This is a genomic window from Gottfriedia sp. NPDC058432 (assembly GCF_042721555.1).
Taxonomy (GTDB): domain Bacteria; phylum Bacillota; class Bacilli; order Bacillales; family Bacillaceae_G; genus Gottfriedia.
Map to the genome: position 1 here is coordinate 75,650 of NZ_JBHXLC010000002.1, position 25,370 is coordinate 101,019.

At 32.8% G+C, this 25,370-nt stretch carries 18 protein-coding genes, 1 riboswitch and 2 other annotated features (1 of these 21 cut by a window edge); of the genes, 11 read left to right on the top strand and 7 right to left on the bottom strand.

The genetic code is table 11. The features are described from left to right. Positions 1–199: 199 nt before the first annotated feature. The 5 genes from ACFWM3_RS02625 (at position 200) to ACFWM3_RS02645 (ending at position 6,923) form a co-directional block, all read left to right on the top strand. Complete coding sequence (locus ACFWM3_RS02625; protein WP_390310068.1) at positions 200–1,393, top strand: PDZ domain-containing protein; 1,194 nt, start codon at positions 200–202, stop codon at positions 1,391–1,393. 361 nt (positions 1,394–1,754) lie between these two features. Continuing rightward, positions 1,755–3,185, top strand: a complete 1,431-nt coding sequence (locus ACFWM3_RS02630; protein WP_390310365.1) for a PTS mannitol transporter subunit IIBC — start codon at positions 1,755–1,757, stop codon at positions 3,183–3,185. Positions 3,186–3,206: 21 nt separating this feature from the next. After that, positions 3,207–5,309, top strand: a complete 2,103-nt coding sequence (locus tag ACFWM3_RS02635; RefSeq protein ID WP_390310070.1) for a BglG family transcription antiterminator — start codon at positions 3,207–3,209, stop codon at positions 5,307–5,309. Positions 5,310–5,320: 11 nt separating this feature from the next. Beyond that, a complete protein-coding gene (locus tag ACFWM3_RS02640; protein WP_390310072.1) occupies positions 5,321–5,758 on the top strand; it encodes a PTS mannitol transporter subunit IIA in 438 nt (145 codons plus the stop codon). A 1-nt stretch (position 5,759) separates the two neighbouring features. Next, positions 5,760–6,923: a mannitol-1-phosphate 5-dehydrogenase gene (locus tag ACFWM3_RS02645; RefSeq protein ID WP_390310074.1), complete on the top strand. Its 1,164-nt coding sequence runs from the start codon at positions 5,760–5,762 to the stop codon at positions 6,921–6,923. A gap of 92 nt (positions 6,924–7,015) precedes the next feature. Here ACFWM3_RS02645 and ACFWM3_RS02650 read toward each other — a convergent pair whose 3' ends face one another. Then, on the bottom strand, positions 7,016–8,263 hold the full coding sequence (locus ACFWM3_RS02650) for a helix-turn-helix domain-containing protein (protein WP_390310076.1): 1,248 nt from the start codon (positions 8,261–8,263) through the stop codon (positions 7,016–7,018). 361 nt (positions 8,264–8,624) lie between these two features. On the opposite strand from ACFWM3_RS02650, the gene ACFWM3_RS02655 reads away from it, so the two are divergent. Further along, a complete protein-coding gene (locus ACFWM3_RS02655) occupies positions 8,625–12,689 on the top strand; it encodes a S8 family serine peptidase (RefSeq protein WP_390310078.1) in 4,065 nt (1,354 codons plus the stop codon). A gap of 130 nt (positions 12,690–12,819) precedes the next feature. Here the strand turns inward: ACFWM3_RS02655 and rluF are convergent, their stop codons facing one another. Next, positions 12,820–13,536 carry a 23S rRNA pseudouridine(2604) synthase RluF gene (rluF, locus tag ACFWM3_RS02660; protein ID WP_172795404.1) on the bottom strand — a complete coding sequence of 239 codons (717 nt, stop codon included), beginning with the start codon at positions 13,534–13,536 and terminating at the stop codon, positions 12,820–12,822. A 196-nt stretch (positions 13,537–13,732) separates the two neighbouring features. Beyond that, positions 13,733–13,834: riboswitch (purine riboswitch) on the top strand. 88 nt (positions 13,835–13,922) lie between these two features. Between rluF and ACFWM3_RS02665 the strand changes: the two genes are divergently transcribed. Further along, the gene (locus tag ACFWM3_RS02665) at positions 13,923–15,224 is read left to right on the top strand and encodes an NCS2 family permease (RefSeq protein ID WP_056469582.1); all 1,302 of its coding nucleotides are present in this window, start codon (positions 13,923–13,925) and stop codon (positions 15,222–15,224) included. A gap of 77 nt (positions 15,225–15,301) precedes the next feature. Here ACFWM3_RS02665 and ACFWM3_RS02670 read toward each other — a convergent pair whose 3' ends face one another. Continuing rightward, positions 15,302–16,636, bottom strand: coding sequence for an APC family permease (locus tag ACFWM3_RS02670; RefSeq protein WP_390310079.1), 1,335 nt, complete (start codon positions 16,634–16,636; stop codon positions 15,302–15,304). A 284-nt stretch (positions 16,637–16,920) separates the two neighbouring features. Here ACFWM3_RS02670 and ACFWM3_RS02675 point away from each other — a divergent pair, with 284 nt between their 5' ends. The 4 genes from ACFWM3_RS02675 (at position 16,921) to ACFWM3_RS02690 (ending at position 20,395) form a co-directional block, all read left to right on the top strand. Then, positions 16,921–17,634 (top strand): MBL fold metallo-hydrolase, encoded by a 714-nt coding sequence (locus ACFWM3_RS02675; protein WP_390310081.1) that lies wholly within the window; start codon positions 16,921–16,923, stop codon positions 17,632–17,634. Positions 17,635–17,789: 155 nt separating this feature from the next. Further along, positions 17,790–17,987: a hypothetical protein gene (locus tag ACFWM3_RS02680; RefSeq protein ID WP_056469593.1), complete on the top strand. Its 198-nt coding sequence runs from the start codon at positions 17,790–17,792 to the stop codon at positions 17,985–17,987. 648 nt (positions 17,988–18,635) lie between these two features. Then, complete coding sequence (locus ACFWM3_RS02685) at positions 18,636–19,520, top strand: LysR family transcriptional regulator (protein WP_390310082.1); 885 nt, start codon at positions 18,636–18,638, stop codon at positions 19,518–19,520. An 80-nt stretch (positions 19,521–19,600) separates the two neighbouring features. Next, positions 19,601–20,395 (top strand): SDR family NAD(P)-dependent oxidoreductase, encoded by a 795-nt coding sequence (locus tag ACFWM3_RS02690; protein ID WP_056469595.1) that lies wholly within the window; start codon positions 19,601–19,603, stop codon positions 20,393–20,395. A gap of 42 nt (positions 20,396–20,437) precedes the next feature. Here the strand turns inward: ACFWM3_RS02690 and ACFWM3_RS02695 are convergent, their stop codons facing one another. The 4 genes from ACFWM3_RS02695 to ACFWM3_RS02710 form a co-directional block, all read right to left on the bottom strand. After that, complete coding sequence (locus ACFWM3_RS02695; protein ID WP_390310084.1) at positions 20,438–21,058, bottom strand: DUF47 domain-containing protein; 621 nt, start codon at positions 21,056–21,058, stop codon at positions 20,438–20,440. A gap of 84 nt (positions 21,059–21,142) precedes the next feature. After that, positions 21,143–22,246, bottom strand: coding sequence for a Ger(x)C family spore germination protein (locus ACFWM3_RS02700; RefSeq protein ID WP_390310367.1), 1,104 nt, complete (start codon positions 22,244–22,246; stop codon positions 21,143–21,145). Next, positions 22,240–23,331 (bottom strand): GerAB/ArcD/ProY family transporter, encoded by a 1,092-nt coding sequence (locus ACFWM3_RS02705; RefSeq protein WP_390310086.1) that lies wholly within the window; start codon positions 23,329–23,331, stop codon positions 22,240–22,242. Before ACFWM3_RS02705 ends, ACFWM3_RS02700 begins: the two co-directional genes overlap by 7 nt. Beyond that, complete coding sequence (locus ACFWM3_RS02710) at positions 23,328–24,815, bottom strand: spore germination protein (RefSeq protein WP_390310088.1); 1,488 nt, start codon at positions 24,813–24,815, stop codon at positions 23,328–23,330. Before ACFWM3_RS02710 ends, ACFWM3_RS02705 begins: the two co-directional genes overlap by 4 nt. A 194-nt stretch (positions 24,816–25,009) precedes the next feature. Next, positions 25,010–25,260: a binding site (T-box leader), on the top strand. 42 nt (positions 25,261–25,302) lie between these two features. Next, positions 25,303–25,370: a binding site (T-box leader), on the top strand; it runs 194 nt beyond the window's last position.

Sequence of the window (25,370 nt, forward strand, 5' to 3'; positions counted from 1 at the left end):
GCCCTCATTTGACATAATTCCCGGGAAATAGATTTGAAATTACAATCCATGCAGGAGTTTTAGTTTAGTATGTCGAAAGTACACTTTATGGAGAAGTGTGCTTTTTTTATTGTTTTGCAGCATATTCTCTTTGAAAAAATATCAATAAACCGATAACATAAGAATATCAATCTATTATATAAAAAAGGTGGTGAATGTTATGTGGTCAAATTTATTATCTGAACTCTTAGTTGGATTAGGTAAGCTATTTTTAAATCCATTTACTTATATATTTTTCATCGCATCAATTTTCTGTGGTAATTTACGTGTAAAACGAGAACGTAAGCATTTTTCAGTTCGAAATTTTAATGTAACGTTCGAGTGGAAAACTTCACTTTGGAATGGATTATTGATCGGATTAATTCTTTCAGTTATAACATTGGCAGTTGGAATTAGTATTCCGATTGAAATGGTTTATTTACTAAGTGTGTTAACGATTATTTGTGCACTAATTTTACAATTCAGATGGATGTCTCCTGCTTATCTTTTTGGACTAGCATTAGTTGCTCTTCCGTTTCTTAATAGAGGGCAAGATTCATTACCTTTTTTGAAAAACTTTATACCAAATGATTTGAATGCCATGCTTCCTGCTATAACAATTCTATTGGCTTTACTTTTATTCGCTGAAGGAATTTTAGTTCAACGTAATGCCGCAAATCATACAACTCCTTTATTTATTGAGAGTAAACGTGGTAAAAGAGTAGGGGCACATGAGGCAAATAGATTATGGATGGTACCATTATTTTTACTAATACCAAGTGGTTCGATCGTTAGTGACTATTCATGGTGGCCGACACTTGCTTTAGGTGATAGTGGTTATTCAATTCTTTTTGTACCATTTGGGATTGGATTTTACCAGTTAATTCAAGGAATGCTACCAAAGGAATCAGTTAAAACTGTGGGTAAACAAATAGTAGCTTTAGCAATTATAGTTTGTGTAGGTGGAATATTAAGTTATTTTATTGGATTTGTAGCATTCATAGCTGTAGCTATCGCAGTAGTGGGACGAGAAGCTATAAACTATATTCATAAAAATAGAGATATTAATACACCATCATACTTTACAGTTAAATCAACTGGCCTAATTGTTTTAGGGATTTTACCAAATTCTGTAGCAGATAAAATGAACATTAAAGTAGGCGAAAGCATTACAAAAGTAAATGGACAAAATGTCTCTACTGTTAATGAGTTTTATGAAGCACTACAAATTAATCGCGCGTACTGTAAATTAGAAGTAGTTGATTTCAATTCTGAAATTCGTATAACTCAATCTTCAGTCTATGAAGGTGAACACCATGAGTTGGGGTTTTTATTCCCAGAAGAAGAATCTAAATATAGTGGACAGGTCGGATAAGAGTAGTAGGATAAAAGCTTTCATTTCCACAATATAAAATCAAAAGGAACATATTCATATCTTGAATATGTTCCTTTTTTATTTCTATTCTTTATTCCGGTTTGTGAGCCTTATGTAGTGGTGTTTTGATAGGTATTATGTCATGTTTTTGGGTATGTTAAGAGACCTATTGCTCGTGTGAATGGAATCTAGCATTCTATAAAAGTAGCCATTAAAGAAAAAGGTTGTTTCCTTTTCTAAATCTTATTTAGCCCTTTTAAATTTTGTCACATTAGTAGGCGACAAATACGAATATTCATTTCATTGTATTGATACTGTAAGCGTTTTATCATTTATATATAAGCTTCACAGGGGAGGTAAAATATTGAATACAGAAAAAAATAACATAAAAGTAAAAATACAACGCTTTGGTAGTTTTCTAAGCGGTATGGTAATGCCAAACATTGGTGCGTTTATTGCATGGGGATTAATAACAGCACTGTTTATACCTACTGGATGGTTACCTAATGCAAAGTTGGCGGTATTAGTAAGTCCAATGATTACTTATTTATTACCATTGCTAATTGGTTTTACTGGCGGAAGAATGGTCCATGATATACGAGGTGGAGTTGTTGGTGCTATTGCAACAATGGGGGTAATTGTTGGTGCAGAGATGCCGATGTTCCTAGGCGCTATGATTATGGGACCACTTGGTGGTTTGGCTATTAAGAAATTTGACCAAGCTATACAAGGAAAAGTTAAGTCAGGATTTGAGATGTTAGTTAATAATTTCTCAGCGGGTATTTTAGGAGCAATTTTAGCAATAATTGGTTTAATAGGCGTTAATCCAGTTGTATCGACACTAACAGAAGCGTTAGCTAACGGTGTAGATATGATGGTAAAAGCAAATGTCATTCCATTGGCAAACATATTTATTGAACCAGCAAAAATCTTATTTTTAAACAATGCGATCAACCACGGAATTTTAAGTCCAATTGGTCTTGAACAAGCAAAATCAGCTGGAAAGTCACTTTTATTCTTACTAGAAGCCAATCCAGGACCAGGTTTAGGTGTACTATTAGCATATACAATCTTCGGAAAAGGTACAGCTAAACAAACAGCACCAGGAGCTGTGATTATCCATTTCTTAGGTGGGATTCACGAGATTTATTTCCCATACATCCTAATGAGACCTTTATTAATCCTTTCAGTTATTGCTGGCGGTGTGGCCGGTACATTTACTTTCAATATATTAGGCGCAGGTCTAGTAGCAGCAGCCTCTCCAGGAAGTATTATTGCAATATTAGCAATGGCTCCAAAAGGAGGATACTTACCGATTCTTGCAGGAGTATTTGTTGCAACAGCCGTTTCATTTATTGTTTCAGCTGTAGTTCTAAAATCATCTAAGTCAGTTGCATCGGATGATGATTTAGAAAGAGCAGCTCAAAAAACACAAGATTTAAAAGGTAAAGGAAGTAAAGTAGCTAGTCTATTACAGACTGAAAAAGAAGTAGCTAGTTCTCTTGGTATTGATAAAGAAGTAAAGAAGATTATTTTTGCATGTGATGCCGGTATGGGATCTAGTGCCATGGGAGCATCAATATTACGCAAAAAAGTAAAAACAGCGGGAATAGAATTAGAGATTACGAATGTAGCAATTAATAATTTGCCAAATGATGTAGATGTTGTAATAACTCATAAAGATTTAACTGATCGAGCAAAGGCAAAAGTACCGAATGCAGTTCATATCTCCGTAGAGAACTTCTTAAACAGTCCAAAGTATGATGAATTAGTGAATTCTTTATTAAAATAATAAAAATTTAAAGAGGTATATATGTATATATCAGCAAGAGAAAGAGAAATCATTAATTTGTTGTTGGATCATCCAAATGGAATCAATGTTCAAGAAATTGCAGAGAACTTAAATGTTAGCAGCCGAACTGTGCAACGGGAACTAAAAGGAGTCGAAAGCATTGCCTTGGCTCATAGTCTTTTCTTAAAAAAGATATTGGGTGTCGGAATGTATATTGAAGGGAAACCTGAGCAAAAAAATGAGCTTCAAATTGCAATATTAAAAAGTGGGCAAGAGTTTACTCAAAAAGAAAGACAGGAGTTAATTCTATGTTCCTTATTAAAAGAACCGGAGTCTATTAAACTAAGCTCACTAGCAAATGATTTGCATGTTACCGTTGCAACAGTTAGTAACGATCTTAATAAAGTAGAAGAATGGTTAAAAGACTTCAATTTGGAGCTAATGAGAAAGAAAGGGTACGGCATTGCTTTACTAGGTTCAGAACGAAAAAAAAGAAAAGCCCTAGGACATCTAATTGCACAGCAATTAAATGAATATGAGTTTTTATCTGTAGTAGAAGATGAGCATGAGTCAACGAATAGTTTCTCAAATGGATTATTAGAAATAATAAAACTAGAAAAACTCACCATGATTGGAAAAATGATTCGGGATATTGAGCAACAATTACCTTATTCTCTAGCTGATAGTGCATTTATGACATTTACGATTCACTTATCTTTAGCGATCGAAAGAATTATTGAAGGCGAAGTAGTACAAATGGATCAACAGGTTCTCGAGGAATTAAGTACCTCTAAAGAATTTAATATCGCAGGTCAGATTGTTAATGAATTAGAAGAAGTGTTCAAAGTTAATATTCCAAATGTTGAAAAAGGGTATATTACGATGCATTTATTAGGTGCAAGGCAACGTAAAGAGAAAAATGATTGGCTAGAAGAGAGCAGTACGGAAATCGTTGTAGGCTCAAAAAAGTTAATCAATTATGTATCTAAAGAACTTGAAATAAATTTTGAAGAAGACCAAGCATTATTTGAGGGACTAATTACTCATATTGAACCAGCAATCTATCGAATTCAAAAAAAACTAGATGCAAATAATCCTTTAGCAGGCCAAATTCAAGAGGATTATCCTGCAATGTTTAAGATCATTCAAGAAGGATTAAAAGAAGCTTTTCCATCGATTGTTTTTCCAACTGAGGAAATCGCTTATCTTGTTCTACATTTTGGTTCATCTCAAGTAATCTATGATAACAGTAAAGAAGTTAGAGCGCTTGTATTATGTTCAAGTGGGATTGGTTCTTCTAAAATGTTAGCGAGTCGAATCAAAAAAGAGATAAAAGAAATAACAGATATCGAAGTATCGTCTTTAGCAAACTTAAGAAATATTCAAATTGAACAATATGACATTATTTTATCTACAGTTGAGATGCCGGGATTTTCCAAAAAATATATTACCGTTAATCCTTTATTGCCAAAGAAAGAGGCTGAGCAGATTCGTGATGAAATAAAACGCAACTCTCTTACTACAGAAGCAACATTATTAAGAAAGCTCCATAGCAAAAAGTTTCAAAAGCAGATCAAGCTAGAGACGCCAGAATTAATTAAACAAAATCTTGAAGTAGTTCATCAGTACTCAGAAACTGTACTTCATATTTTGAATACTTTTGAGACAATTTCATTACCGTTTATTCCAACTTCTTCTATTTTATTGTTGGAAGTATGCAAACAAGCAAATGTTAGAGGTTTAATAGGTGATTATTTTGAGGTGACTAATCAACTCACAGAAAGAGAAAAGAAGGGTGGCCTAGGGATACCAGGTACTAACATAGCATTGTATCATTGTCGGTCAGAATATGTTATGCAACCAGTGTTTTTATCCTTTTTGCTTCATGAGCCAATGGTAGTCAAGGCAATGGACAACTCGTCAATAAAAATTAATACATTATTATTATTACTAGCTCCAGTTGAAATGCAGACAGGTCAATTAGAGGTGTTGAGCACAATTAGTTCAACAATTATTGAAGATGAAGAATCAACTCGGATCTTTACATCTAATAACTATACAAATATATATAACAAATTAAGCTATGCATTATATGAAAATTTACAAAAAAGATTTAAGAATTGAGGGGTTAATAAATGATTCAGGCAGTATTACCAACAGATAATGTTTTATTAAATGTAGATGTAAAAACAAAGGATGAAGCTATTCGTTTAGCAGGAAATCTTTTAGTAAGAAACGGTTATGTAAAAGAAAATTATATTGAAAAGATGATTGAAAGAGAAGAGTCTTTAACAACTTATATGGGGAACTTTATCGCGATTCCACATGGAACTGAGGAGTCAAAAAAAGAGGTAATCTCATCTGGTATTTCGATTCTTCAAATTCCTAACGGAGTAGACTTTGGGAACGGAAATATTGTAAAGGTAGTATTCGGTATTGCCGGAAAAGATAATGAGCATCTTGATCTTTTATCTCAAATTGCGATCCTTTGTTCAGAGGAAGAAAATGTACATAAATTAGTCGCAGCCACATCAATAGAGGAACTAATTTTAATGTTTAGCGAGGAGGAGTAAGATGTTAGCTGTACACTTTGGCGCAGGAAATATTGGAAGAGGATTTATCGGACAATTATTACACAAGGCAGGATATGAGATTTGCTTCGTTGATGTAAACGAAGAGATTATTAATGAGCTGAATGAAAAGAAATCGTATGCTGTCATGTTAGCAGATCGTACCCAAGAAAAAATAAAGATAACAAATGTAAGAGGTATTAACAGTCTGAAAGATCCTCTGGAAGTAGCAAAAGTAATCGCACAGGCTGACATTGTAACAACAGCGGTAGGTCCATCAATTCTTCCTAAAATAGCAAAGCTAATTGCAGATGGATTAGTTGAAAGGGCTAAGAATTCAGTTAAAGCGTTAAATATCATTGCATGTGAAAATATGATAGGTGGAAGTACTTTTTTAAGAAATGAAGTTTATTTAAACATGACATTATCTCAGAAGAAAAAAACTGAACAGTCGGTCAGTTTTCCAGATGCTGCAGTAGATCGAATCGTACCGATTCAAAGTCATGAAGATAAATTATTAGTAGCAGTAGAACCATTTTATGAGTGGGTAATTGACCAATCAAAAATGATAGGTGAAGTTCCAACAATTGTTGGTGTAACTTATGTAGAGGATTTACTTCCATATATTGAAAGAAAACTATTTACTGTAAACACTGGTCACGCGGCGACTGCATATTTAGGCAATTTCTACGGATATAAAACGATTAAGGAAGCAATTTCTGATGAGAATATTAGAAGTATTGTTAATTCTATTTTAGGTGAAACAGGAAAGTTATTAGTTAAAAAATATAACTTTGACTTAGAACAACATAACGCCTATATTAAAAAAATAATAGGTAGATTCGATAATGAATATATTTCAGATGAATTATCCCGTGTTGCTCGTTCTCCAATACGTAAATTAGGAGCAAATGACCGTTTTATTAAGCCAGCAAGAGAGTTAATAAACTTTGGAATAACACCTAACTATTTAGTTAAAGCAATTGCAGTTGCTCTATTCTATAAAAATAATGATGATCATGAAGCAGTTGAACTACAAAGCTTCCTCCAAGAGCACACTGTGGAAGAGTTGCTTGTTAAATATTCGGAATTATCAGATTACATAGGGTTAATTAATTTAATTGTTGATGAATTCAATCAGTTAGAGAAGGACTTACTTGTACATTAATTTTACTAGAATGATAGACTAACTAAAATTCATTGTAAGGGACAGATTCAATAGAATCAGTCCCTTAATCTATTCTGTCTTACCCGTTTTAACTAATTACCATTAATAAACATTTCTCCAGCTTGAACTGCTCTCTCATATTGCTTAGTCTTAACATAGTACGAGTAGAGCAACTTAGCATACTTACTTGAATGTGTGACATGATGGTGTTCCTTAAAGAAAGGAAATGCAGTTTGTTCCATGAAATTATAATATTCATCAAAATTTTCGTTAAAACGTAAAATTAAAAGCTTAAAGAGAATTCTATATAAATCATTTGTAGCTTTTTCTGAAAGAGCAAGTCCTTCATATGCTTCTTCTAGCAATTCATTTGTAGATAGGAGCTTTCCTTCCCCAGCATTATCTAAATAGTTGTATAAACGATTTAAATATGGCAATGATTGTTTATCAGCTTCTTCAATGGATTTTTTATAAAAGATATGTGCATTTTTAAAGTCTTGCTTCCAAAAATACATTAGACCTAAATTATGTAAGATCATTCCTCTTTTATCCAAAAGTCCTAAAGCTTCGCTATGCTCAATTAAACTTTCATACCTATTTACAATCTCTTCAAAATCTAGTTGTGCGCTGTCTTTTAATTGTACTAGCATTAATGATTCTGCCAAAATTGCTCTTGCGTAATTATTTGTTTTATTAAAATATCTAAATGCCTTTTCACCGTAGAAATATGCCATTACTTTAGACCGAGTCCAATGATAGGCTGAACCGAGATGATAGTAATATTCTTTATTTCCATATTCGTCTATATTGACCTTCTTTAATTCTTGTAGTGCAATTTGTCTATTTAGATTTCCCAGTCGTGTATATTGACTTAAATAATAGATCCCTCTAACGTGATGGAATAGGTTACTTTCATATGCCGACATAGGAGGAGAATCTTTTTCAATCTGTTTAATAATGCGATCTGCTTTATCTGTATTTTTACTTAAAATAAAGTAGCGGGCTAATAATAGCTGATAATAAGTAGCATAGTTGGATGCGTTAATATAGTGAATGCTTTCTAATTCTTCTTTAATTATTATGACATCCCTCATTCGCTCTAATATGATTGCATTATGCCATTTTTGTAATTTCTTTTCGATATCTTGAACAGCGGCTATCTCATTTTTAATGTCAATCTGAAGACGTTGAGAGAACAGTTGAATAATTTCTTCAGAATAACGGGTTTCCCCTCTTTCTATTCTACTTACATGGGTAGCGGTACAAATGTCTTTTCCTAATTCCTCTTGGGTTAGTCCTGCTTTTTTACGATAAAATTTAATGATTTCTCCTTCAAGCATATGTTCTCTCCTTTTCAAATCCCAGTTGCCTTACTATGAAGTTTTTTGCGAGCATAAATCTAAGAAACTAGAAAGTACAAAGACTTTGAAATACCTACTAATTTATTATAACTAGAATTTTTTAAAGTCAAATACTTTCAATTCAAATTAAAAATAACACAAATTTCATAGCAAAATTTCATGCTTTTTTAATATTTAATGAAATTTCCTTTCAAATTTCAATAGTTTTTAGGAAAAAAAACCTACAAAATGACCAAAATTTCGATAAAAATTAACACAATATGCTTTTTTCCTAAATGCTATTACTATTGAAATAGTAAGAATTTTTTAACTATAAAGATAAAAATGGGGGATGAAGTCTATGAAGGTAACAACATTAGCAAAGCACTCGGCAGTACTTGCCCTTTCAACGAGTCTGCTTATTGCACCTTTTAGTGCAAAGTCATACATAACGGCAAAAGCAGCAACTTCTAAAGCAGAAGAAATTTTAGCTTCAATTACTAAAGAGCAAAGAGAAGCATTAAAACAACTAGAATTGAACAATCAAGAGGGGCTTCAAGGCTTTCAAGAAAGTGAACTGAATTCTGATAAAAACATCTCTGTCATCGTTCAGTTTAATTCAGATCCAAGTAATGTTGCAGTATTAGAGGCAGCAGTTGATGGAAAGTCATTAACAAAATCATCAGCACAAGCACAAGTTGACAAAGAGCACAAAGTTTTTAAAGAAGATGTAGGCAAATTTGTTAAGGGTAAGGAAAAGAAAAACGCTCCTGTTATTACAAAAACGTATAAAACAGCATTTAATGGTGCAGCGATTACACTTCCTGCAAACCAAGTAAAAGATCTTTTAAAATCAGATGCTGTTAAAACGATATATAAAGATATAGCTTTTAATGTAGATCCAATTAAAGAGGATGTTCCAACAGATGTTGCTAGTAAAACAACTACATCAGTAGATAGTATTCCATATTTAAAAGTGGACAAGCTACATAAAGAAGGAATAACAGGTAAAGGTGTTAAAGTAGGGGTTCTAGATACTGGTATTGACTATAATCACCCTGATTTAAAAGACGCTTTTAAAGGCGGATACGATTTTGTAGATAATGATAATGATCCAATGGAAGCTACTTACAAAGACTGGCAGGCTTCAAACCAACCTGAAAGTAATGGTAATGGCACTTACTATACAGAGCATGGTACGCATGTATCGGGAACAATTGTTGGACAAAATAAAAATGATAGTGAAGTTTCGGTAGAAGGAGTTGCTCCAGATGCGGATCTATATATGTACCGTGTGCTTGGTCCATACGGAAGCGGATCATCTGAAAATGTAATTGCAGGTATTGATAAAGCAGTTCAAGATGGTATGGATGTTATTAACCTTTCATTAGGGGCAGGAATTAACGATCCGTATTATCCAACTAGTACGGCAATAAATTATGCTGTACTAAATGGCGTAACAGCGGTTGTTTCAGCAGGTAACAGTGGACCCAATGCTTATACTTTAGGATCACCAGGTACGGCAGCATTTGCTTTAACAGTAGGAGCGAGTGATGTACCAACGACAATTTCAACATTTGAAGGAAAAGTAGAAGGCGGATGGTCAACTGATCTTATAAGTATGGCTAGGAGCTTCGCTGATAACTTTAATAGTTTAGAAGGAAAATCTCTTGAACTAGTAGATGTTGGATTAGGAACATTAGATGATTACAAAAATAAAAATGTAGCAGGAAAAATTGCTTTCGTTCAGCGTGGAAACTTTGCTCTAGTAGATAAAGTGAAGTTTGCAAAACAAAATGGAGCAAAAGCTGTCATTATGTACAACAATGTTGATGGCCATGTTGGATATAACTTAGGTGAATCAATGGAATATATTCCTGCATTCTCAATGACAAAGAAAGCAGGAGAAGAATTAAAGGCCAAAATTGCAAATGGAAATACAACGTTCACTTTTACAAATTTAAAGGAAAAGTCTACTAAAGGTGATAAGCTAGCAGACTTCAGCTCAAGAGGACCAGTTAATGGAAACTACCAAATGAAGCCTGAAATCACATCACCTGGTGTGAGTGTTCTATCTACAGTTCCTTCTTATATTGCAAATCATGATACACCAGAAGACTATAAATACGCATATCAAAGAATGGATGGAACATCTATGGCATCACCATTTGCAGCTGGTGTGGCGGCCTTATTAATCGGACAAAATCCAAACCTTGAGCCAGCAGACGTTAAATCAATTCTGATGAACACTGCTGTTCAACTTAATGGAGACTATAGCGTTTTTGAAGTAGGAGCAGGTCGCGTAGATCCATATCAAGCTCTTCACACTCAAACAGAAATAAAGGTACAAGATGAAACATTAATTCCAGTTGGTGATAAATTATTAAAAGCAGAGAATGAAACAGGTGGGTTAAGTTTCGGTAGACAATTTATTAAAGATAATTCTCAATTGAAATTAAAGAAAGATATTGAATTTACAAACAATAGTAATAAAAAGCAAACATTCGATGTCAAGGTTGTAGATAACGCACAAGGAGCAAACGGATTAGAAGAGAATGGCGTAGTAGTAGATTTAGGTGACTCAATTAAAATTAATCCAAATTCTGCTAAAACAGTAAAAGCAACACTAACTGTGCCTTCTACAGCTAAAAAAGGTTTTTATGAAGGGTACGTTTTAATCACTAATAGCTCAAATAAATCAGAACAATACCGTATCCCATTTAGTTTCAAAAAATCAGATGAAGGCTTTGACACGCTTAGCATATCATCGCATGCGATCTCTCCATTATTTTATGGAACATATGACGCATTTAAAACATCAGCAACATCGTTAAAGTTCAATTTAGGTTCTCCAGTTAACACGTTAGATGTTGTATTACAAGACGGTAATACAAATGAAGATTTAGGACTTGTTGGCACGCTTAATATGAAAAGTGCAACGTCAGATGTCGACTACTTTATACAACAAGCATTTACTGGATCATATTACAAGTTTACAGGTGATAAAAAACAACCTGTATCATCAGAGATGAGTCAGGCTAAACCTGGACATTATAAACTGAAATTTATTACAACATTACCAAATGGTAAACAGAAAGTTAATTATGACGATATCTTTATTGATATTGACACACCAACATTAAAAAGTTCCCTAGATGGAGATTCACCTTTTATTGAGTATAAGCCAGGACAAGAGACTTACCCTTTTGAAATGGAGGTAAAAGATGCTGCTTTAACAGATATGCAACAAGCTGGTATTGATGTAGACGAAACATCAAACTTTGCAGTATATACGTATGGATTTCCTATTCCTAACGGTCCAATCCATATGGACAAGAACGGCAAGTGGGTTGATGAAGTACAAATGGATGAAAGTACACAATCACTGTCATTCAACTTAATTGGGTATGATGCTGCTGGAAATCAAGCAAATTGGAAAGAATACTACTTTGTTAAAGAAGGTACACCAGTTGCATATGCTAAGCATAACGTACAACTAGCTAGATCAGGAGATATTCTATCTGCATCTTTAGTTCTAGACAACGTACAAGGTGTAAAAGAAGCAACCTGGAATTTTGATGATGCTGGGGCTGTAGGTATTCCTTTCGTAAATCTTGTAGAGGCGTCTTTAACTAATAAATTTAAGGATAAAGCAGAAATTCAAGTAACTGGTAATAAAGTTAAAGTGAAGTTTAAAGAAGCAATGGTATTCGATCGCTCTGAAGTAATAAACGTAAAAGTAAAAGTACAAGATCAAGTTTTTTATCCAATCGGATATATTAACCCATCAGCTACTATCGTAGATGCTAATGGTCAAACCGTGAAGTTATTAAACGCAGGTAAACGATTCCAATTAAAACCAAAATTTAACCGTGTTCAAGGAAATATAATTCCTGAAGGGTATCTAGTGCAAGTAGAGGGTCAAGTACCTTATTTAGGATCTCGTGACTGGACAAAAGTAGGAGCAACATTAAAAGTAACAAATGGTGCTTATAGTTTAGATGCTACTAATTTGATTAGTAGAGGTAAATTTAATCTTGAACCACTTGCATTAAGCAAAGATGCCTATACATTTGAAATAAATGTTCCAGGTCACTTTATTACGAAGAAATCTCAAAAATTCGGTTTTGAATACAACAGCGTATTATATGGGAAATCAGAAACAACTAACATTAATTTAGTTGGTGGAGATGTTAACCAAGATAACGTAATCGATGTACAAGATGCACTTTATGTTCAAACTTACTGGGGAACAAACAAACGAAGTGCTGATATCAATTTTGATGGTACTGTAGACGCAAAAGATTTCGCTTTTATTGAGAAAAATTACTTGCAGAAAAATCCATCAGTACAAAATGCACCAACACCGAAAACGATCTATAAAAACCAAACGTTAGAAACGATTAAGAGTCAATTAGGCTTATAATCTTAAAACCCAAAGAAGCTGCTATTAATATTACTTAATAGTAGTTTCTTTTTTTTTTGAGAATAAACTCAAACTTTTTATTGGGCAAAAAAAGACTAATTCAATTAAATTGAATCAGTCTTTTTTAAATTCACCATTCATTTGGTTCATAATTTAATTCTCTAAACAACTGAGTTTTTTCTTTCTTAGATAAGTCTCTCCATTGACCCATTGGTAGATTGCCTAGATTAATATTCATAATTCGAGTTCTTTGCAATCGGTATACTTCATATCCAAGTGCCTCACACATGCGACGAATTTGACGGTTTAAGCCTTGTGTTAAAATGATTTGGAAATCAAATTTTGAAAGCTGTTTTACCTCACATGGTAATGTTTTTGTACCTAATATTTTTACCCCTTCAGACATTTTGGTTAAAAAGTCAGGAGTTATTGGTTTATCTACTGATACAATATATTCTTTTTCATGCCTATTTTCAGCTCGTAAAATTTCATTTACAATATCTCCATCATTTGTAAGGAGAATCAAACCCTCAGAGTCTTTATCAAGTCTTCCAATATTAAAGATACGTAATGGGTGGTTTACGAGATCAACAATATTGCCTTTAACACCTTTTTCAGTTGTACTCGTTATACCAACTGGCTTGTTTAAGGCTATATAAACATGGTTTCGAGCTAATCTAATATGTTCACCATTTACAATTACCTCATCGCCAGGTTCAACTTGGTCACCGACTTTGGCTACTCTACCATTTAATTTTACTCTACCTTCACTAATTAATTTGTCAGCTCCACGTCTCGAAGCCTTTCCAGACTCACTAATAAATTTATTTAAACGAATGTTAAACAACTCCTTAAATTCTAAATTATACTTTCAGAATAACATAGATAGCTTTTTAATGAGAATACCATTCGACTATTACTAAAAAGTACTTTTAAATAATTGTTGTTTACTACTATTTTATCCACATTCTTTGTATTATTTTCTAAATTATATAACAAAAATGTTTTTTATTGACAGACTGTAGGTCAGGTCGTATGATAGAAAAAATATATTAATATTTTCTCATATAAACTTGAAAATAAGGTTCAAGAGTTTCTACCTAGCGCCCGTAAACTGCTAGACTATGAGGAAGAGCTTTGGATTTTTGTTTTCTTTACATTGTAAAACTGCCTGCTTTTTCTCATGAAAAACGGGCAGTTTTTTTTATTTTAATATAATAAAGGAGTCATCACATGTTTCAACTTAAAGAACGAAATACTTCAGTTAAAATTGAAGTATTAGCTGGTTTAACTACATTTTTAACTTTGGCGTACATCATTATTGTCAATCCTATGATTTTAAAGGATGCAGGTGTACCGTTTAACCAGGCATTTTTAGCTACTATTTTAGCGACGATTATTGGTACTTTAACAATGTCATTAATAGCAAATTATCCAATCGTTATTGCACCTGCAATGGGATTAAATGCCTATTTTACTTATTCTGTAATTGGAGGACATAATCTTCCTTATTCAGTAGGTTTTTCTGCTGTTTTTATTACCGGAATTTTATTTTTACTACTTTCTTTAACATCATTCCGAACAAAATTAATACAAGCCATTCCTGCTAACTTAAAGCATGCAATCGCTGCTGGAATTGGTTTGTTTATTACCTTTATTGGTTTGCGTTTATCAGGTATTGTCGCAGATCATCCTACTAATCTAGTTCAAATTGGTGATTTTAGTTCTCCTAAGGTCGCACTTACATTGATCGGTTTATTAATAACAATTGTATTTATGGCACTTAACTTAAATGGCGCATTATTTCTAGGGATGATTACGACAGGTTTAATTGCATATTTTACAGGTCAGTTAAATTTTGCAAATGGTTTTGTTGCGATGCCTCATTTACCAAAAGGAATTTTAGTATACAACCCAATTGATTCCATCAAAGACATTATTGAATATGGACTTTATAGTGTAATTTTTTCATTCTTACTCGTCATGTTATTCGATACAACAGGCGCTTTACTAGCAATCGTTAAACAAGCAGGTCTTATCAAAAATGGTAAGTTAGAAAAGGGTGGAAGTGCATTCTCTGCTGATTCAATTGGAACAATTGTTGGTGCAATGTTAGGAACAAGCCCGACTGCAGCAACAGTAGAATCCTCTGCTGGTGTTGGTGCTGGTGGAAAAACTGGTTTAACGTCATTAACTGTTGTGGTCTTATTTGTAATCGCAGCATTTTTTAGCCCAATGATTGGTTCTGTATCAGAAGTGGCCGCAATTACGGCGCCAAGTTTAATTATTGTTGGCTGTTTTATGATAAAGAGTATTTCGGAGATTAAATGGGATGATTTTGAAGAAGCATTCCCGGCATTTTTAGTCATCGTTACTATGCCATTAACATCAAGCATTGCAAACGGTATTGCTTTAGGCTTCATTTCTTACCCAATCATGAAAATCGTAAAACGTAAATTTAAAGATGTGCACCCATTTGTTTATTTATTTGCAGTATTATTCCTAGTTCAATTAGTATTTTTTGCACATAAGTAATAGTGAACAGAAAAAGCAGGTAAAAGATATTGAAATCTTTTACCTGCTTTTTATAAACCTTGATTCATACCTATCTATCAACTTGCTTTATATTTTTCATCGAATCTATTAGTCGACTTTAGTTTCCAATAAACAGGCAAACCAATAATTGCAATACCAATTGATACAAGTGCATCTATTGGTGCATTTATAATCGTACTACCAACGATGTAAAGTGTACCTATAATTGCCACAATCGGAGTGATCGGATATAAAGGCACTTTATATAATTTCTTTCCACCTTTATCTTTTTTACGTAATATGAAGATTGCATTAAATGCTAGTCCATAAAATAAGAAGACTGCAAATATAGCCATATCAGAAAGTCGATCAGGATTCCAAAATATCATCATTGCTAATGCTAAAACAATTTGAAAAACAGTTGAGCCTACTGGTGTATTAAATTTAGGATGAATACTAGATAATACTTTTGAACCAGGTAGGAAGTTTCGTTCTGCCATTGCAAATGTAACCCTCGGGAATGTAAGAATTTTTCCATTTAAACAGCCAAAAATAGAAACTAAAATTCCGATGGCAAGAATTTTTCCGCCAATATTACCAAATAGTGAAGAAGCTGCTGCTGTAGCTGCATTAGGACCTAATTCAACAATTTTACTTGCAGATAAAACATGTAGCATTGCGATATTAACTGATAGATAAGCTAAAATAACAATCACAATACCAGAAATAATTGCTCTAGGAAGAGTCTTTGAAGGATTCTTCATTTCTCCTGCCATAAAGCCTACATTCATCCAACCGTCATATGCCCATAAAGTCGCTAATACTGCTGCGCCCATACTAAGTGCTTGAGTAGAACTACCACTCTCTGCATTAAAAACTGATACGTCCCCTTGAAGAATACCAAAAACAGCAATTAAAATAATAGGAACTAGTTTTCCAGCAGTTGAGATTGTTTGAATCAATCCACCAAGCTGAGTGCCTAGTATGTTTAGACCACCAAGTAATATAATCGTGATAATACCAATAACTTTGCTACTTCCCTGAAAACCGAAAAAATCTGCCAATAAAGAACCAAAATAAAGACTAAGAGCACCCATAACAGCTGGTCCGTAGACAAGGGTTTGTACCCAACCGCATAAAAATCCCCACTTCTCACCATAAACCTCTTCTATGTATGCATATAATCCACCAGTTCTCGGGATTTTTACACTTACTTCAGCGATCGTTAATCCACTTGCTAGTGTAATAACGCCACCGATAATCCAGGCTAAAAGAGCCATAGTGGAATTAGCAGTTGAAGACAGCACGATCCCAGGTTTCATAAAGATTCCAGAACCAATTACTGTACCGATTACTAAAGACGTTGATACGAAAAAGCCAATATTTTTCTTTAAATTTACTTCTTTTTCCACATTATACGCTCCTTCCAGGACTATATTTATAAAATTAGAAAGATTATAGCATATTAATTTTCTAAACTATTTTTTTCTGAAAAGTTAAATTTATGTCTTATGTATTTTTGATATAGCGGATAAGACCTATTATTTCTAATAAATCTTTCATGCTATTTATACATTATGACTAGATAACATATTGATAAAAGGTTATTAGTCTTAAATATAGAACACTATAATGTAGGTATTTCAGACCGATTTTTAGTTAATCATGGAATGCTATCTATTCTGGAGGTGAAGACGTGGAGGTTTCTTTTGAACGTGTGGTACATAACATATATGCTTTAGCGATATGGGATACCGAATGGAAGTCATATAATAATTGCTATTTTATAATTCAAGATAATGGAGTTACTCTCATTGATTCAGGAAAAGGGATCCACTCTAAGTATCTTAGGAAAGCTCTAGTTGAATTGGGGAAAACACCAGAAGACGTCCAACTCTTTTTAGCTACACATGGACATAAGGACCATATTGAAGGTTCTAGTATTTTTAAAAATGCTAAGAAATTTATCCATTCAAATGATAATGATTTAATTGATTCACTTGAATTAACTCAGTTTAGTAATGACCTTGAAGCTTTTGAAGTAATAAAGGAGTTTGAGCATGATTTAGTAGGGTACCATACTCCAGGTTCGGTCGTTTTTTATCATCGTCCATCAAAAATAGTTTTTACGGGTGATTTCATATGTTTCTTCGGTGATCCTTTATCAAAAGATGGACTGGTCTCTAAAGGAAATGACCTTAGAAATGAGTGGGTAAAATATTTGAGAGATGGTGGAGTCTCAACAGAACAGTTAGATCATTTTCTAGGTGGACTAAAAAAAGTAAATCAGTTTGATTGCAGTGTAATGTGTACTGGACATGGCGGTGTCCTAGTAGGAAATATTAGAGAGTTTATAAGTGAACTAATTGATGTCGGAGTTCAATCTAGTAATAGAGAATCAGATTGTTGACAAGTGTTTGCTTATAGGAATGATCGTTTAGAAAGAGCTTAATTTTTGCACTTTAAAAAGGTTAGAATGGAATATTCTTACCAATAATGAACTATATAGACTGTAAAAAGGTTTCTATAAAGTACTTATAATTACTTTAATGGGAGTGCATTGTAATGAAGTTAAAATCATTAATTGGGCTATTATTAGGTTCATTGACAACATTCTTCATTTTAAGTCTTCTAAGTAATAAACTTACCAATAAAGAGTACTGGTTTTATGCAATAATCTATCTTGTCTTTATGGTTTTAGCATACTTAGCAATTAATTTCATACGAAAAGTTAAGTCATCAAAGAAGACTGATTCATTTTGAATCAGTCTAAGAGTGTTGAAATATAAAACGGTCAATAGAGAAAACGGACATTAAATAAACATTTATTAATAATGAAATTATCATTTTTGGATGATCTATCTATTACTGGTTTTAATTTTAATATGTTTGAGAATTTTATGATTCCAATAACACTAATGAGGGTTTTTTAAGAAGTTAAAAATATTATGAACTAATTTTTAGAAAAACAATTTCATTTGATTTGTTTATTAATTAATGTTCGATTCTTATTGATCTACAAACTGATTAATAAACATCTGTTAGGATACTCTTAGTAAAGGCTATTTGTTTAGGTTTTATTGCAGACTTTTTTTAATGAATAAGTTGATTGGAACGGAGGGGTGCTCGACTCCTATGGGATATGCGGGAAGGCTGAGACCCCGCAGGCTTGCCGAGGAGGCTCAGGTCTCGCCCCATGGAAAGCGAGCATCCTGTAGTGGAAATCAACATCACTCTACTTCTTTACGAAAATTTGGTAAGTTAATTGACAAGGTTGTTTTTCAACAGCGTGAGACTGATTCATTTTGAATCAGTCTTTTTTATTTACCTGTTTTATCAAATTACTTATTATAAGAAAAATAAATGATGTTAATATTGATAATAAGTAAATCTGATACTAGGAGATAGAAAATGGATCAAATTCTTTTAGTTTTTATGGCGGTCGCTGAAAAAAGAAACTTTTCAAGAGCGGCTGAGGAGTTACATATGACTCAACCATCCGTTAGTCAGCAAATTCAATTACTTGAGAAGCATATCGGTGCAAAGCTTTTGATTAGAACGAATAAGTATGTTCAGTTAACGAAAGCTGGAGAAATCGTTTATTTGCATGCAAAGGAAATAACTAGTTTATACAAACGTATGTCGACACTTGTGAATGATCTGATGAATGAGGCTAGTGGTCATCTTAAAATAGGTGCAAGTTATACATTTGGTGAATATGTATTACCGCAAATTTTAGCGGAAATGAAGAGACTTTTCCCAAATGTCATCCCATCGGTGCAAATAGGGAATACTCGAGAAATTGTTCAGGCTGCACTTAGTTATCAAATTGATATTGGTATAGTTGAGGGAGAAGCGACGCATACAAATTTAAATATGCAACCTTTTGCAAATGATGAAATGTATATTATTGCTGGAACTAAAAGCGAAATTTATGCTATTGAAGCTGTGACATTGAATCAAATTGAAAATGAAACATGGATTGTTAGGGAAGAAGGATCTGGAACAAGGGAAGCGACTGAACGATTATTTGAATTATTAAAGATACGTCCTAAAAACATAATTGAATTTGGTAGTACACAATTAATTAAAGAGGCTGTAGAAGCTGGTATGGGAATTACCTATCTTTCTGAACTAGCAATAAAAAAAGAAAAGCAGTTAAATACCATTGATTACCTTAAAGTAGAGGGGACACCGATTCAACGGAATTTTTCAATTATCACAGATAAAATCGAACTTCAAACGAAATCGATGGAACTATTTATAGAGTTAGTGAAGAAATATTACGACAAATAAAGTAGGAATCCTTTTTTTATTTAGTTGAACATATAGTAAAACAAAGTGTTCAAACGATAAAAAGATAAAGGATAATCATAATGACTTTCAAAAAACAAAAGGGTAAAACAGTATTAATTACCGGACCAACGGAAGGAATAGGCTACGAGTTAACTAAATTATTTGCAAAAGATCATTTCAACTTAGTTTTAGTAGCTAGGAATAAAATTAAATTAGAAGAAATGGCTAATTCATTGATGAAGCAATTCAATATAAAAGTAATGGTTATTGCTGAAGACCTTTCTAAAGTAAATTCTGCTAAGTCCATTTTTGATCAAGTTTCAAAGTCACAACTGGAGATTGATATTCTAGTAAATAATGCTGGAGTTGCTCTATACGGAGACTTTGGTCGGACTGATTTAAATAAAGAATTAAAGATGATTCAGCTAAATATTGTTACTTTAACAGCGTTAGTAAAATACTTCCTACCAAATATGCTTCAAAAAAAGTCAGGTCAAATTATTAATATTGCATCTACTTCAGCTTTTCAACCAGGGCCAAAAATGTCCGTCTATGCAGCTTCAAAGGCTTACGTACTATCATTTAGTGAAGCTCTTTCAGAGGAATTAAGACATACAGGAGTTACTGTAACAGCTGTTTGCCCAGGACCAACTAAAACGGGAATTATAAATTCATCCGGTGGAAATAATTCAAAGCTATTTAAAGGTAAAATTATGACCCCCAAAAAAGTTGCGAAGTTGACTTATGAGGCAGTTAGTAAGAAGAAAACCATTGTTATTACAGGTATTAAGAATAAAATTTTAGCGCAATCTGTTCGATTCATTCCAAGATCGATTATTAGAAAACTTGCAATAAAACTATTGGAAGAAAAATAAAAAAATACAGTCAACAGGCTGTATTTTTTAGTAACAATTTAATTACGCATTACCCATAATAATCTGTTCAAGTGTATTTGCTACATCTTGTGCACTATCAGAAACAGATTCTAACATTTCATAAATCTCTTTGAACTGTATTATTTTGATTGGATCTTTTTCATTTTTAAATAGCTCTTTAATGGAAGTGCGTAATAACGCATCACATTGTGACTCATAATCCTTTACTTGGATTGCATGTACGCGCATTTCTAATAATTTCTTCCTTGAAAGTAATTGAATTGCTTTTAATATTTCGTTCGCAGCACTACGAATATTTTTTACAAATTTCACCATGAATTCATCGATTTGAACGATGGAGTACATTTCGAATGTTGCTGAACATTGCTCCATTCCATCTAGTACATCATCCATTTTATTAGCAAGTTCTAGTATATCTTCACGTTCAATTGGTGTAATAAATGTTTTGTTTAATTCAACGATAATTTGATGAACATATGTATCACCTTTTGTTTCATAAGCCTTCATTTCTGCAGAGAATGTTTTTAAATCAGTAGCATTTTTTATTTTAAAGTCATCAAAATAAATCGAACATTCATTTACATTATTTGCAATATTTAAGAGCATTTCAAAGAATGTATCATTTTTTTTACCTAGTCTCAAAGTATGATTCCTCCTAAAATCAGATTGATTTCAAATCCTTACATTATGTTGCTCAAGAAATTAATCTATTATAAATATTATCCATTAAAAAACAGGTCCAGTTCGATCAATTTTTGCCTTAACGGAAGTTTTGAACTTAACATCCTTATAATCTTTCTTCCAATTTAATTTTTTCCATAAAGTTTGATGAGAGCTTGAAATTCTTCTTCCAATCCCAAATGCATCACAATTAGCTTCTAGCAATGAATTAGTGATTTCATTTGCCTGTTTAGTAAGGAATTGTGAAATTTCTTTATTTAACTTGTCCTTGTTAAGTTTTTCTCCCACCTTACCCGAGTAGCTAGTAATTGTTAAATCAAGATTTAGATTTAGTTTACAAGTAATTTTTGACGTTTTTTTATCTATTTTTAAATCTAAATTCCTCTTAATATCTTTTGCCCTAAATGAGATTGAACGATTTTTCCCTAAATTTATAGCTATTTCACTATACTTAGTTATTTGGTCCATCATCAATAATAACAGGCTTCCCTTTTCATCAGGCAAACTAATTCCTGAGAACCGATCCCCATCAAATAAGTCTATTCCACCAATTGTAATTTTATCATTCTCATCTTTTTTTACATAAGGTAAAACCATATCACGACCCTCATCAGTAATCTGATTCCAAGCTGAAAAAACAGTCTCTTTCGGAATTTTTGTCGTTTCTTCAGCAGCTTCTAATCCTTTTAAGATTTCGAATGCAATTGGACTAGTTCCAGGATCGAGTGAAATAATGTCAGATGCTTTATCTTCTGCAATAACAATTCTAGTAGAAGGGGAGGCTTGCCTAGGTCGATAAAAAACCTCTAAAAAAGGGTAAATTCCTTTTTTTGCAAGTTCACTTCCAATTAAGATAATATGAGCTTTACTTACATCAATTTGACCAGGTAGTTTATTATTAATATCAATTGCCATTCCAGCTACATTAGAATTCTTTATTTTGACAAGTTCGTCTTTCACTTCAAATTGGCCGCCACCTTTATTTTCGATATTTAATGCTCTAACTGTTGCTAATATAGTATTGTCTTTGTCTAAGTCCAAACTGATCCCATTCACCATTTTTTTATCTACTAATAGATTCTGATCCCAACAACTAGCTAAAAAAAAGGTAAACAAACATAAGGTGATTAAGAAGGATTTTCTTATAATTGCTCACTCCTTTCAGTCTTAGAGATGATGAAGGATAGGCAAAAGAGAATGAGCGGAAGCCCAAATACTATTACATAACTCAAATAAGTTACATATTTGTTAAAAAGAGCTAGTTGTTCTTCATCGATTGGCAAAATTGTAATGATAAAAATAAGGATTCCATTTAATATAACAATTTTTTTGAATGAATTTTCATTGCTAATACTTTTCGCTGATAAAAACATGTAAATTATTACCGATGTTGTCATAGGCACGATCCAGACTGATAAAAAAATCAAATCTAAACGGTCGATCATTTCAAATGAAAGTACTTTAAATAGATATAAAACAGGTTCCCGAATTTGCAAAAGCTGTGTTGGACTAAAGCTTAATAGACAAAGGATGGTGAAATATGTATAGAATAGTGTCACCGTAATATTGGCAAAACTCGCAGTTTTAAAAATTCCTTTTTCTGAATCAAGAATAAAAGGAAATATTAGTAAAAGGCTTTCAAATCCTAACATTGAGAGTAATGATTTATGGCTTCCCAGTAGTATATTTTTCACACCAGAATGTCCAACTGGTAGAATAAAGCGAACTTCTTTTGGTAAATAAAAGGTAAAAAAGGAAAGAAAAAACAGTAAGATAATTAAGACGGAAGATATAACAAAAAATCTTGAAATGATTCTTAAGTCGCTAATTGTTAAATAAATACTCGATAAAACAATAATAAGCGATAATACCCACATAGGAGTAAGCGGGAGTAACCAGAGATTTATGGTTCTTATAAAAAGAATACAAGCCAAACTTCCAATCATAATAAAATAAATATAGATAAATAAATTACATAACTTCCCCACATATTTACCTAAAATTTTTTTTGTTATTTCCGTATAGATTTCATTTGGATATTTTCTTAGTAATAGCCAGTAGATGAATATTGTAATTTGAACTGCTAATCCTGCTACTAGCGTGGAAATCCAGCCATCACCTTTAGCTGTACTTTCAACCACATTTGGCAAGGAGAGTAATCCAATACCTATTTGACTTTGGACAATAAAAAAATAAAGCTGTAATTTAGAAATCGAATTACTATTCGTTATCATTTTTTCTTCCACACCCTAAACATTCTTTGCCGTTCAAGTTTTTGGGGAAGTGCATCAGTTGGTCTTGTATTTTGTTTCCATATAGGAAGTCTTATAAATGTATCCTTAATATCTTCCTTTCTAAAAGGTGCCATTGGTGAAAAGTACGGCATACCAAAAGATTTTAATTTACACATGTGCATAAAGATTAGCATTAATGATAAAGTAATCCCAAAAAAACCTAGTACCGACGCCATAATCATAGTTGGGAATCCTAATAATCTCATACTAGTTCCCATTTCACTGACCGGGGCTACAAATGATGCAATCGCTGTAAAACCAATCACAACAATCATCGTATTTGATACTAAATGCGCTTCAACAATAGCCGTACCAATTACTAATCCACCTACTATTCCAATTGTTTGAGCGATAGGAGATGGTAGTCTAATAGCTGCTTCTTTCAACAGCTCCAATATGATTTGCATCATAAATGCCTCTGCAAGAGGAAGAAATGGTACAAACTCTAAAGAGACTCTAATTGAATAAAGAATTCCGATTGGTAGTATTTCAGAATGGAAAGATACAATCGCGATATAGATTGCAGGTAGACAGATTGCAATAATAAAGCTAAAAACTCTTATAATTCGAAAAAACGATCCAATCAGCCATCTATGAGTATAATCATCAGGAGCTTGATAAAAAGCAAAAAAGGTTATTGGTACAATTGATACGGTAGGATTCCCATCTACAAGTAAATTTATTTTTCCATCCAAAAGATAGGATACAGCCCGGTCTGGTCTTTCTGTATTTAATACTTGTGGAAATGGTGAAAAAGTATTATCCTCAATTAACTCTTCTAAATGCCCCGTTGATTGAAGACTGTCTAACTCAACACCTGAAATTCTTTCTTCTATGACCTCAACAAGTTTTTGATTTGCAATTGAATCGATATAAACCATAGCAACTCTAGTATTCGTAATCTTACCAATCGTAAAATATTTAACTTTTAGCTCGGGTGTACGGATTCGTTTTCTTAGTAATTGTATATTTGTATTTATACTTTCGACAAAACCATCATGAGCACCATTAATATTTTGTTCATTAGCGGGTTCTTGAATTGCTCGTCCTTTATCATCTGGGGCTGCTGCTAGAGTTCCGAATGAATTATTTTCTTCTAAAATAAGACAAAATCCGTCTAATAAACTATCTCCTAATTCTGAGATATTTGTTGAGTTTTTAATCTCATATGATTTGACAATATTGCCTGTTTCATCCTTTGTTTCTCTTAAAATAGGTTCAATAATAAATGATTGAAGTGCCTCAATTTTTATCATCGATTCAAGAAACAAAATAGCAAAAATCTGAGTATTTTTATGGATAATCTTAACAACCAAATCTTCTGTATGACTTAAATATTCTTGAATCATTTCAATATTATTTTTAAGATTATTTGATAAAACTTCTTCTTTATTTGACTTCATTGTTGTTGTATTAGTTCTCATGTTGATACCTCTTTGATGGAAGGTCTAATTAGGTTTATTCTTTCCAAAATTAGGTTGTGTATGCGATTAATAAAAACGTATGATATTAGTTTTCTAAAAAGTTAAAAAATCGAATCTTGTAGAAATAAACTTGTTGACTTTTTATTTTTTGCATAATAATATAAGGACAATTAATTTAAATAAACATCCATATTTACTTTGCGTTGACGAAGAGTAGTAACGATTACGGAAACTAAAGAGAGCTGATGGTTGGTGCGAATCAGTGTGAAAGTAATCGCGAATGGACTTCTGAGCATTCAAACCGAACCTTAAATAAGTAGTAGGCTTTGGCGAGTAGTCTTCTCGTTACAAAAGACGGGTATTCAATGAAAAGTTGATTGGATACCGATAAAGCGAGCTGTTAATCAGCTAATGAAGGTGGCACCACGGGTCTCTCGTCCTTTTTAAGACGGGGGGCCCTTTTTGTATTTCTTTTAAATTAAATAAACATAAATCGATGAGTAAGAAGAGTAAATATTGGTGAATGTCACAGAGAGTTAGACAATGGTGGGAGTC

Bases quoted from the DNA above. Each gene is read 5' to 3' on its own strand.
- ACFWM3_RS02625 (WP_390310068.1), top strand. From the start codon at position 200: ATGTGGTCAAATTTATTATCTGAACTCTTAGTTGGATTAGGTAAGCTA.
- ACFWM3_RS02635 (WP_390310070.1), top strand. From the start codon at position 3,207: ATGTATATATCAGCAAGAGAAAGAGAAATCATTAATTTGTTGTTGGAT.
- ACFWM3_RS02640 (WP_390310072.1), top strand. From the start codon at position 5,321: ATGATTCAGGCAGTATTACCAACAGATAATGTTTTATTAAATGTAGAT.
- ACFWM3_RS02645 (WP_390310074.1), top strand. From the start codon at position 5,760: ATGTTAGCTGTACACTTTGGCGCAGGAAATATTGGAAGAGGATTTATC.
- ACFWM3_RS02650 (WP_390310076.1), bottom strand. From the start codon at position 8,263: ATGCTTGAAGGAGAAATCATTAAATTTTATCGTAAAAAAGCAGGACTA.
- ACFWM3_RS02655 (WP_390310078.1), top strand. From the start codon at position 8,625: ATGAAGGTAACAACATTAGCAAAGCACTCGGCAGTACTTGCCCTTTCA.
- ACFWM3_RS02665 (WP_056469582.1), top strand. From the start codon at position 13,923: ATGTTTCAACTTAAAGAACGAAATACTTCAGTTAAAATTGAAGTATTA.
- ACFWM3_RS02680 (WP_056469593.1), top strand. From the start codon at position 17,790: ATGAAGTTAAAATCATTAATTGGGCTATTATTAGGTTCATTGACAACA.
- ACFWM3_RS02685 (WP_390310082.1), top strand. From the start codon at position 18,636: ATGGATCAAATTCTTTTAGTTTTTATGGCGGTCGCTGAAAAAAGAAAC.
- ACFWM3_RS02690 (WP_056469595.1), top strand. From the start codon at position 19,601: ATGACTTTCAAAAAACAAAAGGGTAAAACAGTATTAATTACCGGACCA.
- ACFWM3_RS02705 (WP_390310086.1), bottom strand. From the start codon at position 23,331: ATGATAACGAATAGTAATTCGATTTCTAAATTACAGCTTTATTTTTTT.
- ACFWM3_RS02710 (WP_390310088.1), bottom strand. From the start codon at position 24,815: ATGAGAACTAATACAACAACAATGAAGTCAAATAAAGAAGAAGTTTTA.